This is a genomic window from Pseudomonas sp. B14-6 (assembly GCF_013260315.1).
Lineage (GTDB): Bacteria > Pseudomonadota > Gammaproteobacteria > Pseudomonadales > Pseudomonadaceae > Aquipseudomonas > Aquipseudomonas mandelii.
This window is the reverse complement of sequence record NZ_CP053929.1, coordinates 2,843,110-2,860,633: the sequence shown is the minus strand read 5'-3', so window position 1 is coordinate 2,860,633 and position 17,524 is coordinate 2,843,110. Positions and strand designations below refer to the sequence as shown.

Genomic DNA, 17,524 nt, shown 5'->3' with positions numbered 1-17,524 from the left:
CGAGCAGGCTCACTCCTACAGGTTAAGTGTTAGCCGGCGGATTTCGGGGCCAGGCCATCCGCCCGAAACATCCCGCGAATCCCACGCACGGCCTGACGAATCCGGTCCTGGTTTTCGATCAGCGCAAAGCGCACATGATCATCCCCATACTCACCAAACCCGACGCCTGGCGAGACGCAGACCTTGGCCTCGGCGAGCAATTTCTTGGCGAACTCCAGCGAGCCCAAGTGCGCATAGGCTTCGGGGATCTTGGCCCAGACATACATCGACGCTTTCGGATTCTCGACCATCCAGCCCAGTTCGTGCAGGCCTTTGACCAGCACGTTGCGACGCTGCCGATACTGCTCGGCGATGTCCTTGACGCACTGCTGATCGCCTTCCAGCGCCGCAATCGCCGCGACCTGCAGCGGGGTGAAGGTGCCGTAGTCGTGGTAACTCTTGATCCGCGCCAGGGCGTTGACCAGTTCAGCGTTGCCGACCATGAAGCCGATGCGCCAGCCCGCCATGTTGTAGCTCTTGGACAGGGTGAAAAATTCCACCGCGATGTCCTTGGCGCCCGGCACCTGCATGATCGACGGGGCTTTCCAGCCGTCATAGACGATGTCGGCGTAAGCCAGGTCGTGCACCACCAAAACGTCATACTGCTTGGCGAGGGCGATCACCCGCTCGAAGAAATCCAGTTCCACGCATTGGGCGGTGGGGTTCGACGGGAAGCCGAGAATCATCATTTTCGGTTTCGGGATCGAGCCGCGAATCGCGCTTTCCAGTTCAGCGAAGAAGTCCACGCCCGGGATCAGCGGCACCGAACGCACCTGGGCGCCGGCAATCACGGCACCGTAGATGTGAATCGGATAACTGGGGTTCGGCACCAGCACGGTGTCGCCCTGGTCGAGGGTGGCCAGCATCAGATGCGCCAGGCCTTCCTTGGAGCCGATGGTGACAATGGCTTCGGTTTCCGGGTCGATATCGACCTCGTAGCGATCCTTGTACCAATTGGAAATGGCCCGGCGCAGACGCGGGATGCCCTTGGACGTCGAGTAGCCGTGGGTGTCTTCGCGCTGGGCGACGGTGACCAGTTTTTCGACGATGTGTGGCGGAGTAGGGCCATCAGGGTTGCCCATGCTGAAGTCGATGATGTCTTCGCCACGACGACGGGCGGCCATCTTCAGCTCGGCAGTGATGTTGAATACGTAAGGGGGGAGTCGATCTATGCGCGCAAAGCGGCGCGGCGAACCTGGGTTAGCCATTGTTGCCTCGGTAACGTGAGCGCCCGGAACCGTCCGAGCGACGCTGGCCACTGCGGTGGCCTGTGGCGGAATGTAAGGGCTGTTGTGGCACACTGTCCAGCGACTCTGTAAACAAATTTGTCCGAAGGAACCCGGTTGATGGAATTTACCAGCGGCTTTCTGCTGAGCCTTTCGCTGTGCCTGGATATCGGCGTGGCCAACATCGCGATGATCACCCTGGCCATGCAGCGCGGCTATTTTCAAGGCTTTGCCCTGGGCTTGGGCACTTGCGTCGGTGACCTGATTTACGCGGTGCTGGCGTTGGCGGGCATGACCGTTTTGCTGCAATACGAAACCGTGCGTTGGGTGCTGTGGATCGGCGGTTCAGCGTTGCTGGTGTATTTCGCGGCGAAGATGATCTATTCGGCGATTCACCATGAAGCGGTGTTGGCGCAGTCCGCCGAGGTGGGGCAGAACTCTCACCGCAAGGAGTTTTTCCGCGGGATTTTCCTGGCCATGTCGTCACCCAGCGCCATTCTCTGGTTTGCGGCCGTGGGCGGCACGCTGATCGCGCGCTCCGGTGGCGGTGACGCCGTCAGCTCGGCGCTGTTTCTCGGCGGTTTTCTGTGCGCCGGAGTGTTCTGGTGCGTCGCGTTGTGCTTCGCCGCGAGCCACGGCGGCAAATTGCTGGGCGACAAACTGCTGCGTTACTCCTACATGGCATCGGCGGCGATCTTCTGCTATTTCGCGGTGTACGTGATTCTATCGGGTTATAACGAGTTCATTGGTGCGGGCGCCGTCGAGCAGTTGCACGCCCTGTAATTAGGCGAATCGGGTTTGGCTTCTATACTCCCAGCCGAACCCATTTTTTTTGCAGCAAGGAGTTGAGTCATGGATGAGCAAACAGGCGTGAAACCGGCCGAGCCACGCTTCGAACATGGGCATTTTCTGCTCATTGCAGGGCTGGGTGGTCGATTTACCCAGCAGACCACACAAGGCATTCCCGAACTCTGGGAAAAATTCATTCCCGAGATGGGCAAGATACCCGGCCAAAAAGGTGAAGTGACCTACGGTATTTGCTGCAATCCCGATGGCAAAGGCGGGTTTGAGTACATCGCCGGCGTCGAAATCGCCAAACTCGACGACCTGCCCGAGAAGTACCGCTGGGTCGAGGTTCTACCCCAGCATTACGCGGTGTTCGAGCACAAAGGCACACTGGACCAGTTGCCCGCGACCTTTCAGTACATCTGGAAAACCTGGCTGCCGCAGTCCGGCCATCAGGCGGCGGACGCGCCAGAGTTCGAACGCTACAGCGAAGACTTCAACCCGAAGCTCAACACCGGCGTGCTGGAAATCTGGCTGCCGCTAAAAGACAAATGACCGCATCAAGAGGCGGACCCACGTCCGCCTCTTGATCGTTACTTGCTCCGCTTCATCCGCCGCGACCGCATCACGTCAATCGACAACGTCACAAAGCCAAACGTGCTGATGCCCAACAGCAAGAGAAGTCCGATCTGAACGCTGCTCATGGTGTGTTCCCCCTATCGATGATCAGAGACAGGCAACACCAATAATCCGATCCGATCGGCAATGAAAGCGCCTATACGCAGGCTTTACGACATCAGCAGTGATCGATATGAACACCTTATTAATTTATGATCCCCAGCCTTTCCCACGCTGAATCCGAGCTGCCATGAACACCGTCATCCGCCACGTCACTCCCGCCGACCTGGACCGCTGCTTCGCCATCGAAACCGTTGCCTACGAAGGCGACGAAGCCGCCACCCGGGAAAAAATCGCCACGCGCATCGCCACCTGGCCCGAGGGTTTCATCGTCGCCGAAGTAGACGGCGTTGTAGCCGGTTTCATCAATTCCGGTGCGGCGTTTCAGGTGGAAATGTCAGACGAAGCGTTCAAGGAGCTGATTGGCCACGACCCGGCCGGGCCGCACGTCGTGATCATGTCGGTGGTGGTGCACCCGGATTTTCAGGGGCAGGGGCTGGCGAAGCGTTTGATGGGCGAATTCATCGAGCGCATGCGGGCGATGGGCAAGACCCACATCCATCTGATGTGCAAGGAACGGCATATTCCGCTGTACGCCGGATTCGGCTTTGCCTACATCAAGCCGTCGGCCTCCGACCACGGCGGAATGGCGTGGCATGAGATGGTTCTGGCGCTGTAACCAACGTATATCAAGCACCGAAGATCCCCTGTGGGAGTGAGCCTGCTCGCGATGACGGCATAACATTCAACAGAAGTGTCGACTGTCAGACCGCCATCGCGAGCAGGCTCGCTCCCACATTGGTTAGGGGGCGTGTCAGTAAAGACTGTCCCGCACCCGCGCCGGCGCTTCCCGGTCATACGTTTCGGCATCGAACTGCCCGTCATTCAAGCGCTTGTGAAAAGCTCCTGCCGTTGGCAGTGCCGAGCGCTCCAGATGCTTCTCGGGGTTCCACAAATCCGAACGCACAATCGCTTTCGAGCAATGGAAGTACGCCGCGTCCACGGTCACCAGCATCACTGTGCGCGCCGGTTTGCCGTTCACCGCAAAGCTCTCCAGCAACGTCGGTTCCGCGCTGATCTGCGCCGTGCCGTTGACCCGTAACGTCTCGCCGATGCCGGGGATGATGAACAGCAGCGACACCCGCGAATCGAGCACCACATTGCGCAGCGTGTCGATGCGGTTGTTGCCCGGACGGTCCGGGATCGCCAGGGTCTTCGGGTCGATGATCCGCACGAATCCCGGCGTGTCGCCACGAGGCGAACCGTCCAGGCCATCAGGACCAGCCGAGCTGATGATGACCAGCGGCGAGGCGCGGACCATGGCCTGATAGTCCTCGTTCAGAAAGGCAATCTGTTTGCGCACGGCGCGGTCGTGGGGTTGGCCGTAGATCGCTTCCAGTGCTTCGATGCTGTTGAGCATAACCACCTCAGAAAACCAGACTCATGCGCCGTTCATAACCGATCCGGCCCTTGTACGCCTCGCCGCTGTCGACCCAGCCAAATTTTGCATAGAGCGCAATGGCGGCCTCATTGTCCGCGTCCACCGAGAGTTCCAGCGCTTTGATTTCCGGAAACGCCAGCCGGGCCACGTCGGGCAAAGCTTGCAGGCAAGCCTTCCCATAACCTTTGCCTTGAGCGCGGTGATCGACTTGCAACGCATGCAAGGTCGCACTGTGTTCATCGGCCCAGGCCGGCAACACGGGCGGGCGTTTGAGCAGCAGGAAGGCCACGGGAATCTCCTCGGCCAGTAGCGCAAATCCCTTGACGCCGGGGCCGGGTTTGGACAGCAAGGTGTGCAATGCACCGTGGATGTCGCCGGAGAATTTAATCTGCTCTTTATGCACTTCGATGGCCTCGATCTGCTGGCGCTGGCGCGCGTTCAGGCTTTCGTAAGGCACGAGTCGGGTTGTCACTGGAGTGTCCTTTTTCCAACAAAATAGGCGTTGGATTCTAACGAGTTTGCATTCATGGATTATTTTTATTTCGACTGTCGATTTGGCGGTGCGCCAGACGACTAAGGGTGTCTTCACAACAAAAACCACGGAGAACCACCATGAACGCAACCCAAGAAATCCAGGCCCTGATCGACACCTATCGTGAGGCGGTCATCGCCAAGGACGTCAAAGAACTCATGCAGCTGTATGCCGACGACATCGTCTCCTACGACGCGGTCAAGGCCTTGCAGTTTCGCGGCAAGGCGGCTTACCGCGCGCATTGGGAAGAGTGCATGGAAATGTGCCAGGGCGCGCACACGTTCGACTTCGCCCACTTGAACATCGTCGCGGACGAGCACATCGCCTTCGCTCACTGGCTGGCCCATTGCGGCGGCACCAACGAACAAGGTGAAACCCAGGCCTGCTGGATGCGTGTGACCGCCTGCTATCGGCGCGATGCCGGGCAATGGCGCATCGTCCATGAACACTGGTCGGCCCCGTTCGACATGACCAGCGGCACGGCGCTGTTCAACCTTGAACCCTGATCACCGAACTGTTTATCGGGAAGCAGCGCCAAAACGCCAATCAGCAGCCATAGTTGATCAGTTCGATCCGGGAGAGCCCACATGAAGTACCTATGCCTGGTCTACAGCAACGAACAGGAGTTGCACTCGCTGCCCGACAGTCCCCATGACGCCGAGTGCATGGCCTACGCCGAGGCGATCCAGGGCAGCGGCCGGATGATCGCGGCCGAGGCGCTGGAATCGGTGCAGACCGCGACCACCGTGCGCATGCGCAACGGCAAGATGTCGATCACCGATGGCCCGTTCGCCGAAACCAAGGAGCAGTTGGCCGGCTTCTACCTGATCGATGCCAAAGACCTCAATGAAGCGATCCAGGTCGCCGGCAACATCCCGGCGGCCCGGGTCGGCAGCGTCGAGGTGCGGCCCGTTCGCCAATTGAATCCCTGAATAACAAGCACAAGACAGGAGATCCCCATGAGTCCACAACCGTATAAGCATCAGCCTGCCGAATTCGAGCTGTCCATCAGTCGTCTGATCGACGCGCCGCGTCGCAAGCTCTTCCGCGCCTGGACCGAGCCGGCCTTGCTCACTCAATGGTGGGGACCGCATGGCATGACCACGCCGGAGTGCGAAATGGATCTGTGGGTCGGCGGCCAGTTTCGCACCCTGATGCGCGCACCGGACGGGACTGAGTATCCGACCATGGGAGTCTTCCTGGAAATCGTCGCGCCTGAACGCCTGGTGTTCACCGACGCGTTCACTCCCGGGTGGATTCCTTCGGGCAAACCCTTCATGTCGGCCGAAGTGACCCTCGAAGACAAGGACGGCAAAACCCTCTACACCGCCCGGGCCATGCACTGGTCCGAAGAAGATCGCCAGGCCCATGAGGCCATGGGGTTTTACGATGGCTGGGGACAAAGCCTCGATCGCTTGGTGATGCTGGTGACTGAAGGCATGCCAGACTGATGACTGACGCTTCGGTCACGGCTCGGGTCGAGCAGGTCTACCGCGAAGACTCGCGGCGGATTCTGGCTACGCTGATCCGCTTGCTTGGCGATTTCGACCTCGCCGAAGAGGCCCTGCACGAGGCATTTTTCGTCGCGGTCGAGCGTTGGCAGCGTGACGGCGTGCCGGATAACCCGCGCACGTGGCTGGTGTCCACCGGGCGCTTCAAGGCCATTGATGTGTTGCGTCGGCGCGCACGTTTTGCCGCGTCCCGGCCGATGTTGATTGCTCAACTGGAGGAGCTGGAACAGGCCGACTGGAGTGATGAGGACGTGGAAGACGATCGTTTGCGGTTGATCTTCACCTGTTGTCACCCGGCCCTCGCGTCGGATGCCCAGGTGCCGTTGACCCTGCGCGAAGTGTGCGACCTGACCACGGAGGAAATTGCCCGCGCCTTTCTCTCGGCACCGGCGACCATCGCCCAGCGCATCGTGCGCGCCAAAGCGAAAATCCGTGACGCGAAAATCCCTTATCAAGTGCCGACACTGGCGGAACTGCCCGAGCGTCTCGACAGTGTGCTGAGGGTGATTTACCTGGTGTTCAACGAAGGTTACTCGGCGTCTGTCGGCGCCGAACTGACCCGCGAGGACCTGACCCGCGAAGCGATCCGGCTCGGGCGGCTGTTGATGGAGTTGCTGCCGGAATCGGAAGTGATAGGGCTGCTGGCGTTGATGCTGTTGCATGAATCACGACGCCCGGCCCGCACGTCGGCGAGCGGTGAACTGATTGTGCTGGATGAACAGGACCGCTCGTTGTGGGATGCCGGGATGATTGCCGAGGGTTGCGCGCTGGTGGAGGCGGCGCTGACCACCGGACGGTTCGGGCCTTATTGCCTGCAAGCGGCGATTGCGGCGGTGCACGCCGAAGCGCCCACGGCGGGGGAGACGGACTGGCAGCAGATTGTGGGTTTGTATGACGTGCTGCTGGCGGCGGTGCCTTCACCGGTGATTGAGTTGAACCGCGCAGCGGCGATCTCCAGGCGAGACGGACCGTTGGCGGGGCTGGTGTTGGTGGACGGGATTCTGGGTCGGGGTGATCTGCTGGATTACCACTTGGCACATTCGGCGCGGGCGGAGTTTTGTCGACAGTTGGGGAGGCGTGAAGAGGCGAGGGCGGCGTATGAACGGGCGCTGGAATTGACGCAGCAGGTGCCGGAGCGGCGGTTTATCGAGGCGCGGATCAAGGCGCTGAGGTGATGTGAACTGACGGGCCCCATCGCGAGCAGGCTCGCTCCTACGGGGGGCGTACACAGATTTTGTGATCACCGCGATCCACTGTGGGAGCGAGCCAGCTCGCGATAAGGTCCGCAGGACCTTCATTCCAGCAGCTTGCCGAGCAACCAGCTCCCTGCCGGCCCCGGCGGATGCAGCCGCGACCACAAGGCATCGACAAACACCGGTTTCGGCCAGCCCCGCACGTCCAGCTCCTGCAATGTCCCCGGGCCAAACCGCTCCACCAACCATCGCGGCAACGGTGCCCAGCCAAACCCGCCCTGGGCCATTTCCAGCAGCATCAGGTAACTCGGCGCCGACCAGACACGTCCCTTCGCACGGCTTTCATACGGATTGACGATCGTCGCCAGTCGCAACTCCCGATGCTTTTGCAACACGTCTTGATCGACGAGGCCCAGCGCTGCCAATGGATGCTCGCGGGACACGAACAGGGCAATTTCCGTGCGTTCATCCACGGTCGAGCTGACCAGGTCCGGTGGGTAACTGTCCTGCTTTTCGGCAAAGGCCACATGCGCCCGACCGCTTTGCACCAAGGCCACCAGGTCATCGCATTCAGCGATCAGGCATTCGAGTTCAAGGTCCGGATAACGCTGATCGAACGCGCTCAACGCCGCTTCGAAACGGTCGGATTGATAAGTGTCGGAAATCGCCACCGTCAACTTCGGCTCAACCCCTTGGGACAGCAGACTGGCGGTCATTGCCAGGCGGCTGGTGGCGGCCAGGATCTCCTCGGCCCGCTGCAGCATCACGTGCCCGGCCGGGGTCAGGCTCGGCTTGCGGCTGCTGCGGTCGAACAGGACCAGGTTCAGATCGATTTCAAGGCTGGCAACCGCTGCACTGATGGTCGACTGGCTGCGGCCGAGTTTGCGTGCTGCCGCAGAAAACGAACCTTGCGTCGCCGCCTGGACAAACGCTTGCAACACTTCCTGAGACGCCATGAACTATCGCCTTTGTCGATGGTTATTGGTTAGGAAGTATCGACGCAGGGCTGGATGATGGCAACCACAGTCACTCAGAGATTCCTGATCATGAGCGTCAACAAATCCATCACTGAACGTATTTTCCAGGCCATCGCTTTCGAAGTGCTGGCCATCCTGATCTGTACGCCGCTCCTGGCGTGGATCATGGACAAACCGATGCTCGAGATGGGCATCGTCACGTTGGTCATCGCCGCCCTGGCGCTGGCCTGGAACGTGGTCTTCAACGGGCTGTTCGACCGTTTGCTCAAACGCTACGGCATCGTGCACAACGCCTGGGTACGGGTTGTCCATGCGCTGTTGTTCGAAGGCGGGCTGGTGGCGATGGGGGTGCCGCTGATTGCGTGGTGGCTGAACGTCAGCCTGTGGCAGGCGTTCCTGCTGGATATCGGCGTGTTGCTGTTTTTCCTGCCATACACCTACGTGTATCACTGGGCGTATGACGTGGTGCGTGAGCGCATGTTGATGGTGTCCACTGCTCGTTAATCCAGAGTGAACCGTTTTTGTGGCGAGGGAGCTTGGCGGATCGCCGCACCGTCCCGCTCGAGTGCGAAGCGCTCGCAAAATCTTCGGCAGGTACCGAGATTTTGGGGCTGCTTCGCAACCCAGCGGGAGCGAGCTCCCTCGCCACAGGTTCAGGGGTTACAGGAACATCCCGCCGGACGCTTCAACGCGCTGGCCGTTGATCCACTGGCTGCCCGGCGCCAGCAGTAAAGCAATCGCAGCGCCGATGTCATCCGGCTGATCCACCCGACCCAACGCGGTATTGCCGGCAATGTAGCTGTTCACGTCGCTGTTATCGCGCACGGTGCCACCGCCGAAATCGGTTTCGATGGCGCCCGGTGCCAGGGTGTTCACGGAAATGCCGCGGGCACCGAGTTCCTTCGCCTGATAGCGAGTCAGCACTTCCATCGCGCCTTTCATCGCGGCGTAAGCACCGTAACCCGGCAAACTGAAACGGGTCAGACCGCTGGATACGTTGAGGATGCGCCCACCGTCCGCTATCAGCGGCAGCAGGTTCTGGGTGAGGAAGAACGGCCCTTTCAGGTGGATGTTCATCAGCAGATCGAACTGGGCGACGGTGGTGTCGACGAAGTTCGCGGTCAGGCCAATGCCGGCGTTATTGAGCAAGAAGTCGAAGTGCTGGCGATCAAAACGGCTGTGCAACACATCGGCGACCTGGGTGGCGAAGGCTTCGAAGCGTTCGCTTTGGCTCACATCGAGTTGCAGCATCACCGCCCGAGCGCCGAGGCGTTCGATGTCGGCGACCAGTTCTTGCGCCTCATCGGCCTTGCTGTTGTAGGTGCCGATTATGTCGACGCCTTGGGCGGCCAGATGCAGGGCTGCGTTTTTGCCGAGGCCGCGGCTGGCGCCAGTGATCAGTGCGATTTTACGGTTCATGGGACTTCCTCAAGGGTGGTGAGTGACGGTGTGGAGGAAGTTTATTTATCCGCTCTGAAGTGATAAACAGTATGAAATCGGAATCACTGGTCGGTTAATCCGAACAATACAGGGGCGGCTCATGAACAAGCTGGAACTGCTGCGCACCTTCGTTCGCGTCAGCGAAATGTCGAGTTTTACTCTGGCGGGGGAGAGCCTGGGTCTGCCTCGGTCCACGGTGTCCGATCACGTTCAAACGCTGGAAACGCTGCTGGGGACACGCTTGCTTCAACGCACTACGCGCCGGGTCCAGGCGACTCAGGACGGGCTGGTGCTGTACGAACGCAGCAAGGATTTGTTGTCGCACATGGACGACATCGAGGGCCTGTTTCGCCAGGACCCGGCCTCGTTGGTCGGGCGGATTCGCATCGACATGCCGAACTTTCTGGCCCGCCAGGTGGTGATGCCGCAACTGCCGGAATTCATGGCGCGCCACCCCCACCTGGAACTGGAAATCAGCACCACTGACCGGCGAGTCGATCTGCTTCGGGAGGGTTTTGATTGCGTGTTGCGCGTGGGGTCGCAGCCGGACCAGTCGGTGGTCGCTCGTCGCGTGTGTGATTTCGCCATGGTCAACTGCGCGAGCCCGGCGTACTTGGCGCGCTACGGGATTCCCGAAACACTCGAAGACCTGGCGCAGCACCGGATGGTGCATTACGTCGGCGTATTGGGTTCGCGGTCGGACGGGTTTCTGTACGAGGTGGAAGGCAAGCCCCGGCAACTGCCGATGGCGGGCAGCGTGACGGTCAACAGTACCGATGCTTATGAGCTGGCGTGCGTGGGGGGATTCGGATTGATTCAGGCGCCGGTCAAGGGCATGCAATCGCACTTGAGCAGTGGTGATCTGGTGGCGGTGCTGCCGCAGTTCAGCGCACCCTCGATGGAGGTCTCGCTGCTCTACGCCCGGCAACGGCATTTGCCGCTGCGGGTGAGGGCGTTCATGGACTGGCTGGCCAATGTCATCCAGTCCACAACCTAACCGCCCCCTGTAGGAGCGAGGCTTGCCCGCGAAGAACGATAACGCGGTCTGACCGAATGACCGGGTTATCGTTCTTCGCGGGCAAGTCGGATTTTCGCACCACTCGCGCCTACAGGGTTATGTGTTGGGGCTAGAAGATTTGGGTGAACAACCAATACAGGCTGCCTGACAGCACAATCGCCGCCGGCAAGGTCAGCACCCACGCCATCAGCAGGTTGCGGATGGTCTTCATCTGCAAGCCACCGCCGTTGGCGACCATGCTCCCGGCCACGCCCGAGGACAACACGTGAGTGGTCGACACCGGCAAGCCGAACATGTCCGCTGCGCCGATGGTCAGCATGGCCACGGTTTCCGCCGAGGCGCCTTGCGCGTAGGTCAGGTGGGTCTTGCCGATCTTTTCGCCGACCGTCACCACGATGCGCTTCCAGCCGACCATGGTGCCCAGCCCGAGCGCAATCGCCACCGCGATCTTCACCCACAGCGGAATAAAGCGCGTCGAGTTGTCGATCTGTTGCTTGAACAGTTGCAGCTTGCCGGTGGTGTCGGCGTCGAAGTGGCCGACTTTATTCTTGTCCATCAGGCGAATGGTTTCGCTGGTCAGGTACATGTCGTTACGCACGTTGCCCACGGCTTCGGCCGGTACTTTGGACAGCGAGCCATAACCCTTGACCTCTGCGCCGATACTGCCCGTAAGGGCGGCGAGGGCCGGGATCAGTTGCGGTGTGGCTTCCTTGCTGCGCACGTATTCAGAGAGGATCGGGCGCGGATCGGCGGGGGCCGGCATCGGCACGCTTTTGACCAGCGCTTGCTGGGTGACTTCGGCAACGGCGGCGAACTGCAGCGCCTGATCGGCCGGCATGGTGCGGTTCAGCGCATAGGCCATCGGCAGCGTGCCGACCAGAATCAGCATAATCAGACCCATGCCTTTTTGGCCGTCGTTGGAACCGTGGGCGAACGAGACCCCGGTGCAGGTCACAATCAACATGCCGCGAATCCACCACGGCGGTGGCGTGTTGCCGACGGGCGCCTTGTACAGCGCGCGGTTCTTGACGAACGCACGCAAGGCCAGCAACAACAGCGCGGCAAAACCGAAGCCGACCAGCGGCGACAACAGTAACGCATAGCCGATCTTGGTCGCTTGAGCCCAGTCCACGCCGCTGGTGCCGTCGTGGCCGTGCATCAGGGCGTTGGCCACGCCGACGCCGATGATCGAACCGATCAAGGTGTGCGACGACGAGGCCGGCAAGCCCAGCCACCACGTGCCGAGGTTCCACAGGATCGCCGCGATCAACAGGGCGAAGATCATCGCGAAACCGGCGGAGGACCCGACTTGCAGAATCAGTTCCACGGGCAGCAGGGCGATGATGCCGAACGCCACCGCGCCACTCGACAGCAGCACCCCGAGGAAGTTGAAGAACCCGGACCAGGCCACCGCGAAATTCGGCGGCATCGAGTTGGTGTAAATCACCGTGGCCACGGCGTTGGCGGTGTCGTGGAAACCGTTGACGAACTCAAAGCCCAGGGCGATCAGCAGCGCCACGCCCAACAGCAGAAACGGCGTCCAGGTGGTGACCTCCGTGCCGAGTTCGCTCATGTCGTGCATCAGGCTGTAGGCGGTGAACAACAACCCGCTGGCCAGCACTCCGAAAAACACCACGAGGGTGAGCAGGCTGGGTTTTTTATCGAGTTGAGGCCTGGCACTGCGGGCGGGAGCCTGGGTTTGGGCGGTGTAGGAGGGCGTAGCCATGACAGACAATCCTGAGGAAGGAAGGAGTGTCTGTCATGATCGTTGCCAAATGTTACAGAGAAACTGCCCTAGATCAGGGTTTGGTTTTTTTGCTGATCCGTTAATCAGAAATCTCCCGGTCCCTGTAGGCGCGAGGCTTGCTCGCGAAAGCTATGTATCAGGTAAAACGCCTTCGCGGGCAAGCCTCGCTCCTACAGGGGATGGGGCAAAGGCTCAATAATCCTGGCGCTTGCGAAACGCCCAACGCCCCGCAATCACGGTAAACGTCGCCACCAGTGCCACCAGAATCCAGAACCCCTCCGGATCCCCCGACAACGGCACCCCACCCACATTCATGCCAAAAAAACCGGCAATGATGTTGATCGGCAGCGCCAGCACCGTCACCACGGTCAGGGTGAACAGCGTGCGGTTGCTCTGCTCGTTCAGGTTGGCCGCGATCTCTTCCTGCAACAGCTTGATCCGCTCACCCAGCGCCGTGAGGTCGTTGATGATCAGCGCAAACTCCTCGGTGGACTTGCGCAACTCCTTCACGTCTTCCTTCTGCAACCAGTGCGGCGGCCGGTTGAGCAACCGCAACAACGAACCGGGCTCCAGCGCCAGCAGCCGTTGCAGGCGCACCAGCACCCGGCGATTGGCACCCAGTTCCGCACGGTTGGTCGACAGCCGCGAGGACAGCAATTCATCTTCGATCTGATCGACACTGAGGCTGGTCTTGCGCACGATCTGGGTCAGTACCTCGCCCTGATCGCGCAGCAAATGCACCAGCAATTCCAGCGGTGAACGAAAGCACTCGCCGGCCTTCACCGACGAGCGCAACTTGTCCACCGAGTGCAGCGGTTGCAGGCGGGCGCTGATGATCAGCCGGCTGCGGGCGCACACCCACAGCGTCGACACATCCGACGACACCATGCTGCTGAGGTTGAACACCACATCGTTGACCACCGCCAGCAACGCCGAATCCACATGCTCGATGCGCGTGGATCGAGACCCTTCGTGCAAGGCTTCGAAAAACTCGTCCGGCAATGCCAGATGGCTTTTCATCCAGCGCTCGCACGCGGCATGCGCCAGGTTCAGGTGCAGCCACAGGAATTCATCGCTCTCGTCCGGCTGTTGCAGGTATTGCAGCGCTTTCGCCGAATCAATCTCCCGACCCCGCTCACCGGGGCGAAAACTGAAACCGTAGAGCAGACCGAACAGGTCCGGGTCGCGATGGCTTTGGTCGATGCTGTGGTTCATTGGGGCTCGCAAGGGGAGGCGCCTGTCGCAGGTTTTACAGGTTCACTTGAGCCGCATCATCGCAACTGTGGATGACGTTTTTGTGACGAAAAAATAACCGCAAACGATTGCATTGCCGGTGGTCGGAATAGATTCAAGAACCGCTCTGGCACGCCGATCTTGCTTAAGTTACCTTGCGCGGCTTCGGCCATGAGCCAAGTTTCAGACAGGGATGTCCGGACACCTTTCACGCTGTGTTTGCCGCGTGTCTCACCCCCTGTCATGAGTATCACTCGATGCTGCAAAAATCCCTGAGAGCACAAATTCTCGCCCTGTTGAGCGGCAGCCTGTTGGCGGTACTGTTGATCGCCCTGGCTTGCTTTCACTTTCTGTCCAGCGGCGTTCAGAGCTACGCCAACCTGATCGAAGGCCCGCTGCACACCTCGCAGTTGATCGATGAAGCCAACCTGCAATTCAAGGTGCAGGTTCAGGAATGGAAAAACGTCCTGCTGCGTGGCAAGCAACCGGCCGACCTGGACAAGTATTGGAAACAGTTCGAAGACCGTCAGCGCGATGTGCAGAGCATTCTCGGTGAGCTGGCCGTGCAAAAAGGTATCGATCCGCAACTGAAAACCCGCATCGAACGTCTGCGTGACGAACACCGTTTGCTGGGCGCTGCCTATCAGAAGGGCCGTGATGCCTACGTGGCGGCGGGCGCCGACCCGACGGCAGGCGACGCGGCGGTCAAAGGTGTCGACCGTGCGACCAGCGAACAGATGACCGAGTTGGTCAGCGAATTGCGCAAGCAGGGTGTCGAGCAGTCGAAGCAAATCAGCGCCGAAGCCGATCGCACCGTGTTGCTGGGGCTCATTGTGATGCTCGTCTCGGGGCTGTTGATCGGGCTCTTGAGCCTGTGGCTGGTCAACCGCAACCTGATTGAACCGATTCGCAAACTGATCGAGTACGTCGCGCAACTCAGCCAGGGCAAGTTTGCCGACCGCGTGGCCAGCACCCGTCAGGATGAGCTGGGTAAATTGGCGGTTGCGGCCAACACTTTGCGTGATTTTCTCGCCGAAACGTTCAGCCGTTTGCAGCGCAGCGCCAAGGACCTGGACAGCGCCAGCAGTGAGCTGAACTCGATCGCCAGCCTCATGACCAGCGGCACCAATGAGCAGTTCAACCGCACCGATCAGGTGGCCACGGCGATGAACGAAATGTCGGCCACCGCACAGGAAGTCGCCCGTCACGCCGCCGATGCCGCACGCGCCGCCGACGATGCCGACCAGTCCGCCCAACACGGCGAAAAAGTCATGCAGGGCACCATTCACACCATCACCCGGATGCGCGGCGAAATCGCCAACACCGCCACGGTCATCCGCCAACTGGAAACGGACAGCGGACGCATCGGCAAGGTGCTCGAAGTGATTCGCGGTATCGCCGAACAAACCAATCTGCTGGCGCTCAACGCGGCCATCGAAGCGGCCCGTGCCGGTGAAGCCGGACGCGGTTTTGCGGTGGTGGCCGATGAAGTGCGCAGCCTGGCCCAGCGCACGGCGGCATCGATCATCGAGATCAACCAGATCATTCAAACCGTGCAAACCGGTGCGGTGGACGCGGCTCAGGCGATTGAAAGCGGCCAGTCGCGCAGTGAGGAAAGCGTCGAGCAAGTGACCCAGGCCGGCGCCATGCTGGAGCGGATCACCCATGCCGTGGAAGCCATCCGCGACATGAACCGCCAGATCGCCACCGCCGCCGAAGAACAGACCTCGGTGGCCGAGGACATTTCACGCAACCTCACTGAAATCACCAGCATCGCCAGCACCAACCTGGACAACGTGCAGCGCACCGAAGCGGCTGGCCGTCATTTGCATGGGTTGTCGGGGCAGTTGAATGAAGTGACGGCGCGTCTGAGCGCGTAACGGAAACGGCGGCGTATCAGGTCGGTTACCGAGTCGGTACGCCCGTCGCTCTCGGATCCATAAGGGTTACGCCGCTGGTCGGGCGCCTGGCATTTTGGTTCGGTTTTACGGTGCACCTGTTAGTTCTGACAGTAGACGATTGCCGTGCACGAGCGTTTGATAGCGCTGTCAGCGCAGTGGCGCTGCTGTATTTACAAGGAGCGTTTTTATGTCTATGGATCTGCAATTAAGTCGTTTGAAAGTAGAAGGGGTTGACGATGGCGAGCTCACCGAACCTGTAGGCGAAAACGGTTTGCGGGCGCTAGTCGAAGGCAACCAGAACTACAACAAAGGGGACAAGCTCGAAGTGTTCTGGAATGACGTGTCGGTGTTCACGCATACAATCACGGGGGTTGAAGAGGTGGCAGGTGTGCACTTTTACATTGAAAAACAGTTCATTAAGCTTGGTCCCGTGCAGGCGAATTACTCGCTAGCCGATGACTCTGGAAATATCGCTGTATCGCCCGTTTCTAACTTCAACGTCATTGCTGCGACTTAAGCTTTTCCCGGAACTGTCTGCACCGGAAAGCTGAAAACAAACTGCGTGCCTTCCTTCGTTGTCGAGCGCACTTCCAGCTTTCCACCATGGGACTGCGCAATCTGACTGGCGATGTACAACCCCAACCCGAGGCCGGTCTGCGGTGTTCCGCGGGCCGGTCGCGCGTAGGGGCGAAACAGATGGGGCAACGCGTCCTCGGCGATGAGCCCCTGATTCGTCACGCTCAGCACGAACTGCCCGTCGTGGATCTGCGCGCTCACGTCTACCGAGCCCTCGGGGTCGCCGTGGGCAACGGCGTTCGCCACCAGATTGGAAAGCAACTGCGCGACCCGCTCGCGATCGCACTGAATACCGTGCAGCTCGCCAATGGACATGCGAAGGGTGCGTTGGGGATAGATGTTCTGGACTTCTGAAATCACGTGCCGCAAGGCGTCGCCCAGGTCCGGGCACGGTGCGATGTCCACCGGAATGCCACTGCCCAACGAACCACGAGCGAAATCCAGCACATCATCGACCAGTCGGGTCGCGCGCCGGGCACTGGTCAGAATGTGCCGGGCCCGTTGCTGATTCGCCGGGTCGGGAAGCTTGCGCAAGAGCATTTCGGCGCCGGCGCTGATCGCGAACAACGGGTTGCGCAGGTCATGGCCGAGCACGGCGATGAACTGTTCGCGCAACGCGGTGTTTTTGCGTTCCGCCATCAATGCCGCTTCGGTTTTTTGCAGGTTCTCTTCCGCCTCGATCTGCAACGCCAGCATTCGCGCAAAGGATTCCATGGTGCTCTGGATCGTGCTGGATTTGAGCGATGCAGGATTGGGATCAAGGGCGCAGATGGTGCCGAAAAAGCGTCCGTCGGGGCGAAAGATCGGCACCGAAATATAGCTTTCGAATTGATAGAGGCGAGGCGTGTGGTGATCGCGGTAAAGCGGGTCTTCACTGGCCTTGTCGATCACCACCGACTGATGCGCCTGGCGAATTTCGTGGCACAAGGTGGTGACCACTTCCAGCTCGCCGCCGACCTGCAAGCCGAAGTCCAGCTGATCGAGTACGGCGCAAGCGGTCCATGAGTCTTCAGTGACACGCGCCACCGCAGCGAAGCGCAGCCCCGTCAATTCACGGATCACCTGGAGAATCGCCGGCACCGCGCTGATCCGGCCGATCGTGGCGATGTCTGCTGCCGCTGTTTGCCCCATCTCAATCCATCTCTGTGTAATCACCGTTGAGGGATTCTAGCGGGCTACCGCCGAGTTGGCGCGTGTTGATTATGCGAATCCGGCATGCAAAAAAG

General features: G+C 60.3%; 19 protein-coding genes. 11 read left to right on the top strand and 8 right to left on the bottom strand.

All coding sequences use genetic code 11. The features are described from left to right. Positions 1-29 precede the first annotated feature (29 nt). Positions 30-1,247 (bottom strand): alanine transaminase, encoded by a 1,218-nt coding sequence (gene alaC / locus HP062_RS13050; RefSeq protein WP_102594217.1) that lies wholly within the window; start codon positions 1,245-1,247, stop codon positions 30-32. Positions 1,248-1,385: 138 nt separating this feature from the next. Here alaC and HP062_RS13045 point away from each other — a divergent pair, with 138 nt between their 5' ends. The 3 genes from HP062_RS13045 to HP062_RS13035 all read left to right on the top strand — a co-directional run bounded on the left by HP062_RS13045 (position 1,386) and on the right by HP062_RS13035 (position 3,408). After that, positions 1,386-2,048, top strand: coding sequence for a LysE family translocator (locus tag HP062_RS13045; RefSeq protein ID WP_010457323.1), 663 nt, complete (start codon positions 1,386-1,388; stop codon positions 2,046-2,048). A 69-nt stretch (positions 2,049-2,117) separates the two neighbouring features. Further along, entirely contained in the window at positions 2,118-2,606 is a 489-nt protein-coding gene (locus HP062_RS13040; RefSeq protein ID WP_010457321.1) for a GyrI-like domain-containing protein, read from the top strand. 313 nt (positions 2,607-2,919) lie between these two features. Next, positions 2,920-3,408: a GNAT family N-acetyltransferase gene (locus HP062_RS13035; protein WP_145309275.1), complete on the top strand. Its 489-nt coding sequence runs from the start codon at positions 2,920-2,922 to the stop codon at positions 3,406-3,408. 135 nt (positions 3,409-3,543) lie between these two features. On the opposite strand, the gene HP062_RS13030 is transcribed toward HP062_RS13035, so the two are convergent. Together HP062_RS13030 and HP062_RS13025 are read right to left on the bottom strand one after the other, a co-directional pair. Beyond that, positions 3,544-4,149, bottom strand: a complete 606-nt coding sequence (locus HP062_RS13030) for a pyridoxamine 5'-phosphate oxidase family protein (RefSeq protein WP_010457318.1) — start codon at positions 4,147-4,149, stop codon at positions 3,544-3,546. A gap of 7 nt (positions 4,150-4,156) precedes the next feature. Continuing rightward, positions 4,157-4,642, bottom strand: a complete 486-nt coding sequence (locus tag HP062_RS13025; RefSeq protein WP_172791509.1) for an N-acetyltransferase — start codon at positions 4,640-4,642, stop codon at positions 4,157-4,159. A 140-nt stretch (positions 4,643-4,782) separates the two neighbouring features. Here HP062_RS13025 and HP062_RS13020 point away from each other — a divergent pair, with 140 nt between their 5' ends. The 4 genes from HP062_RS13020 to HP062_RS13005 all read left to right on the top strand — a co-directional run bounded on the left by HP062_RS13020 (position 4,783) and on the right by HP062_RS13005 (position 7,388). Next, on the top strand, positions 4,783-5,208 hold the full coding sequence (locus tag HP062_RS13020; RefSeq protein ID WP_145309282.1) for a nuclear transport factor 2 family protein: 426 nt from the start codon (positions 4,783-4,785) through the stop codon (positions 5,206-5,208). Between the two features lie 81 nt (positions 5,209-5,289). After that, entirely contained in the window at positions 5,290-5,634 is a 345-nt protein-coding gene (locus HP062_RS13015) for a YciI family protein (RefSeq protein ID WP_010457311.1), read from the top strand. A 27-nt stretch (positions 5,635-5,661) separates the two neighbouring features. After that, positions 5,662-6,153, top strand: coding sequence for an SRPBCC family protein (locus tag HP062_RS13010; protein WP_010457306.1), 492 nt, complete (start codon positions 5,662-5,664; stop codon positions 6,151-6,153). Further along, positions 6,153-7,388 carry an RNA polymerase sigma factor gene (locus HP062_RS13005; RefSeq protein WP_077748675.1) on the top strand — a complete coding sequence of 412 codons (1,236 nt, stop codon included), beginning with the start codon at positions 6,153-6,155 and terminating at the stop codon, positions 7,386-7,388. Before HP062_RS13010 ends, HP062_RS13005 begins: the two co-directional genes overlap by 1 nt. A 119-nt stretch (positions 7,389-7,507) precedes the next feature. Here HP062_RS13005 and HP062_RS13000 read toward each other — a convergent pair whose 3' ends face one another. Beyond that, positions 7,508-8,362 carry a LysR family transcriptional regulator gene (locus tag HP062_RS13000; RefSeq protein WP_077748674.1) on the bottom strand — a complete coding sequence of 285 codons (855 nt, stop codon included), beginning with the start codon at positions 8,360-8,362 and terminating at the stop codon, positions 7,508-7,510. A gap of 90 nt (positions 8,363-8,452) precedes the next feature. On the opposite strand from HP062_RS13000, the gene HP062_RS12995 reads away from it, so the two are divergent. Continuing rightward, entirely contained in the window at positions 8,453-8,887 is a 435-nt protein-coding gene (locus HP062_RS12995) for a multidrug/biocide efflux PACE transporter (protein ID WP_042933029.1), read from the top strand. A gap of 156 nt (positions 8,888-9,043) precedes the next feature. Here HP062_RS12995 and HP062_RS12990 read toward each other — a convergent pair whose 3' ends face one another. After that, complete coding sequence (locus HP062_RS12990; RefSeq protein ID WP_172791508.1) at positions 9,044-9,802, bottom strand: SDR family NAD(P)-dependent oxidoreductase; 759 nt, start codon at positions 9,800-9,802, stop codon at positions 9,044-9,046. Between the two features lie 121 nt (positions 9,803-9,923). Between HP062_RS12990 and HP062_RS12985 the strand changes: the two genes are divergently transcribed. After that, on the top strand, positions 9,924-10,820 hold the full coding sequence (locus tag HP062_RS12985; RefSeq protein ID WP_172791507.1) for a LysR family transcriptional regulator: 897 nt from the start codon (positions 9,924-9,926) through the stop codon (positions 10,818-10,820). Positions 10,821-10,950: 130 nt separating this feature from the next. Here HP062_RS12985 and HP062_RS12980 read toward each other — a convergent pair whose 3' ends face one another. Together HP062_RS12980 and HP062_RS12975 are read right to left on the bottom strand one after the other, a co-directional pair. Then, the gene (locus HP062_RS12980; protein ID WP_010457300.1) at positions 10,951-12,567 is read right to left on the bottom strand and encodes an inorganic phosphate transporter; all 1,617 of its coding nucleotides are present in this window, start codon (positions 12,565-12,567) and stop codon (positions 10,951-10,953) included. Between the two features lie 213 nt (positions 12,568-12,780). Continuing rightward, on the bottom strand, positions 12,781-13,803 hold the full coding sequence (locus HP062_RS12975; protein WP_010457297.1) for a transporter: 1,023 nt from the start codon (positions 13,801-13,803) through the stop codon (positions 12,781-12,783). 275 nt (positions 13,804-14,078) lie between these two features. On the opposite strand from HP062_RS12975, the gene HP062_RS12970 reads away from it, so the two are divergent. Both HP062_RS12970 and HP062_RS12965 read left to right on the top strand, forming a co-directional pair. Then, positions 14,079-15,701, top strand: a complete 1,623-nt coding sequence (locus tag HP062_RS12970) for a methyl-accepting chemotaxis protein (protein ID WP_172791506.1) — start codon at positions 14,079-14,081, stop codon at positions 15,699-15,701. A gap of 208 nt (positions 15,702-15,909) precedes the next feature. Next, positions 15,910-16,239 (top strand): hypothetical protein, encoded by a 330-nt coding sequence (locus tag HP062_RS12965; protein ID WP_172791505.1) that lies wholly within the window; start codon positions 15,910-15,912, stop codon positions 16,237-16,239. Here HP062_RS12965 and HP062_RS12960 read toward each other — a convergent pair. Beyond that, positions 16,236-17,429, bottom strand: coding sequence for a GAF domain-containing sensor histidine kinase (locus HP062_RS12960; RefSeq protein WP_010457290.1), 1,194 nt, complete (start codon positions 17,427-17,429; stop codon positions 16,236-16,238). The genes HP062_RS12965 and HP062_RS12960 overlap by 4 nt on opposite strands. Positions 17,430-17,524 lie beyond the last annotated feature (95 nt).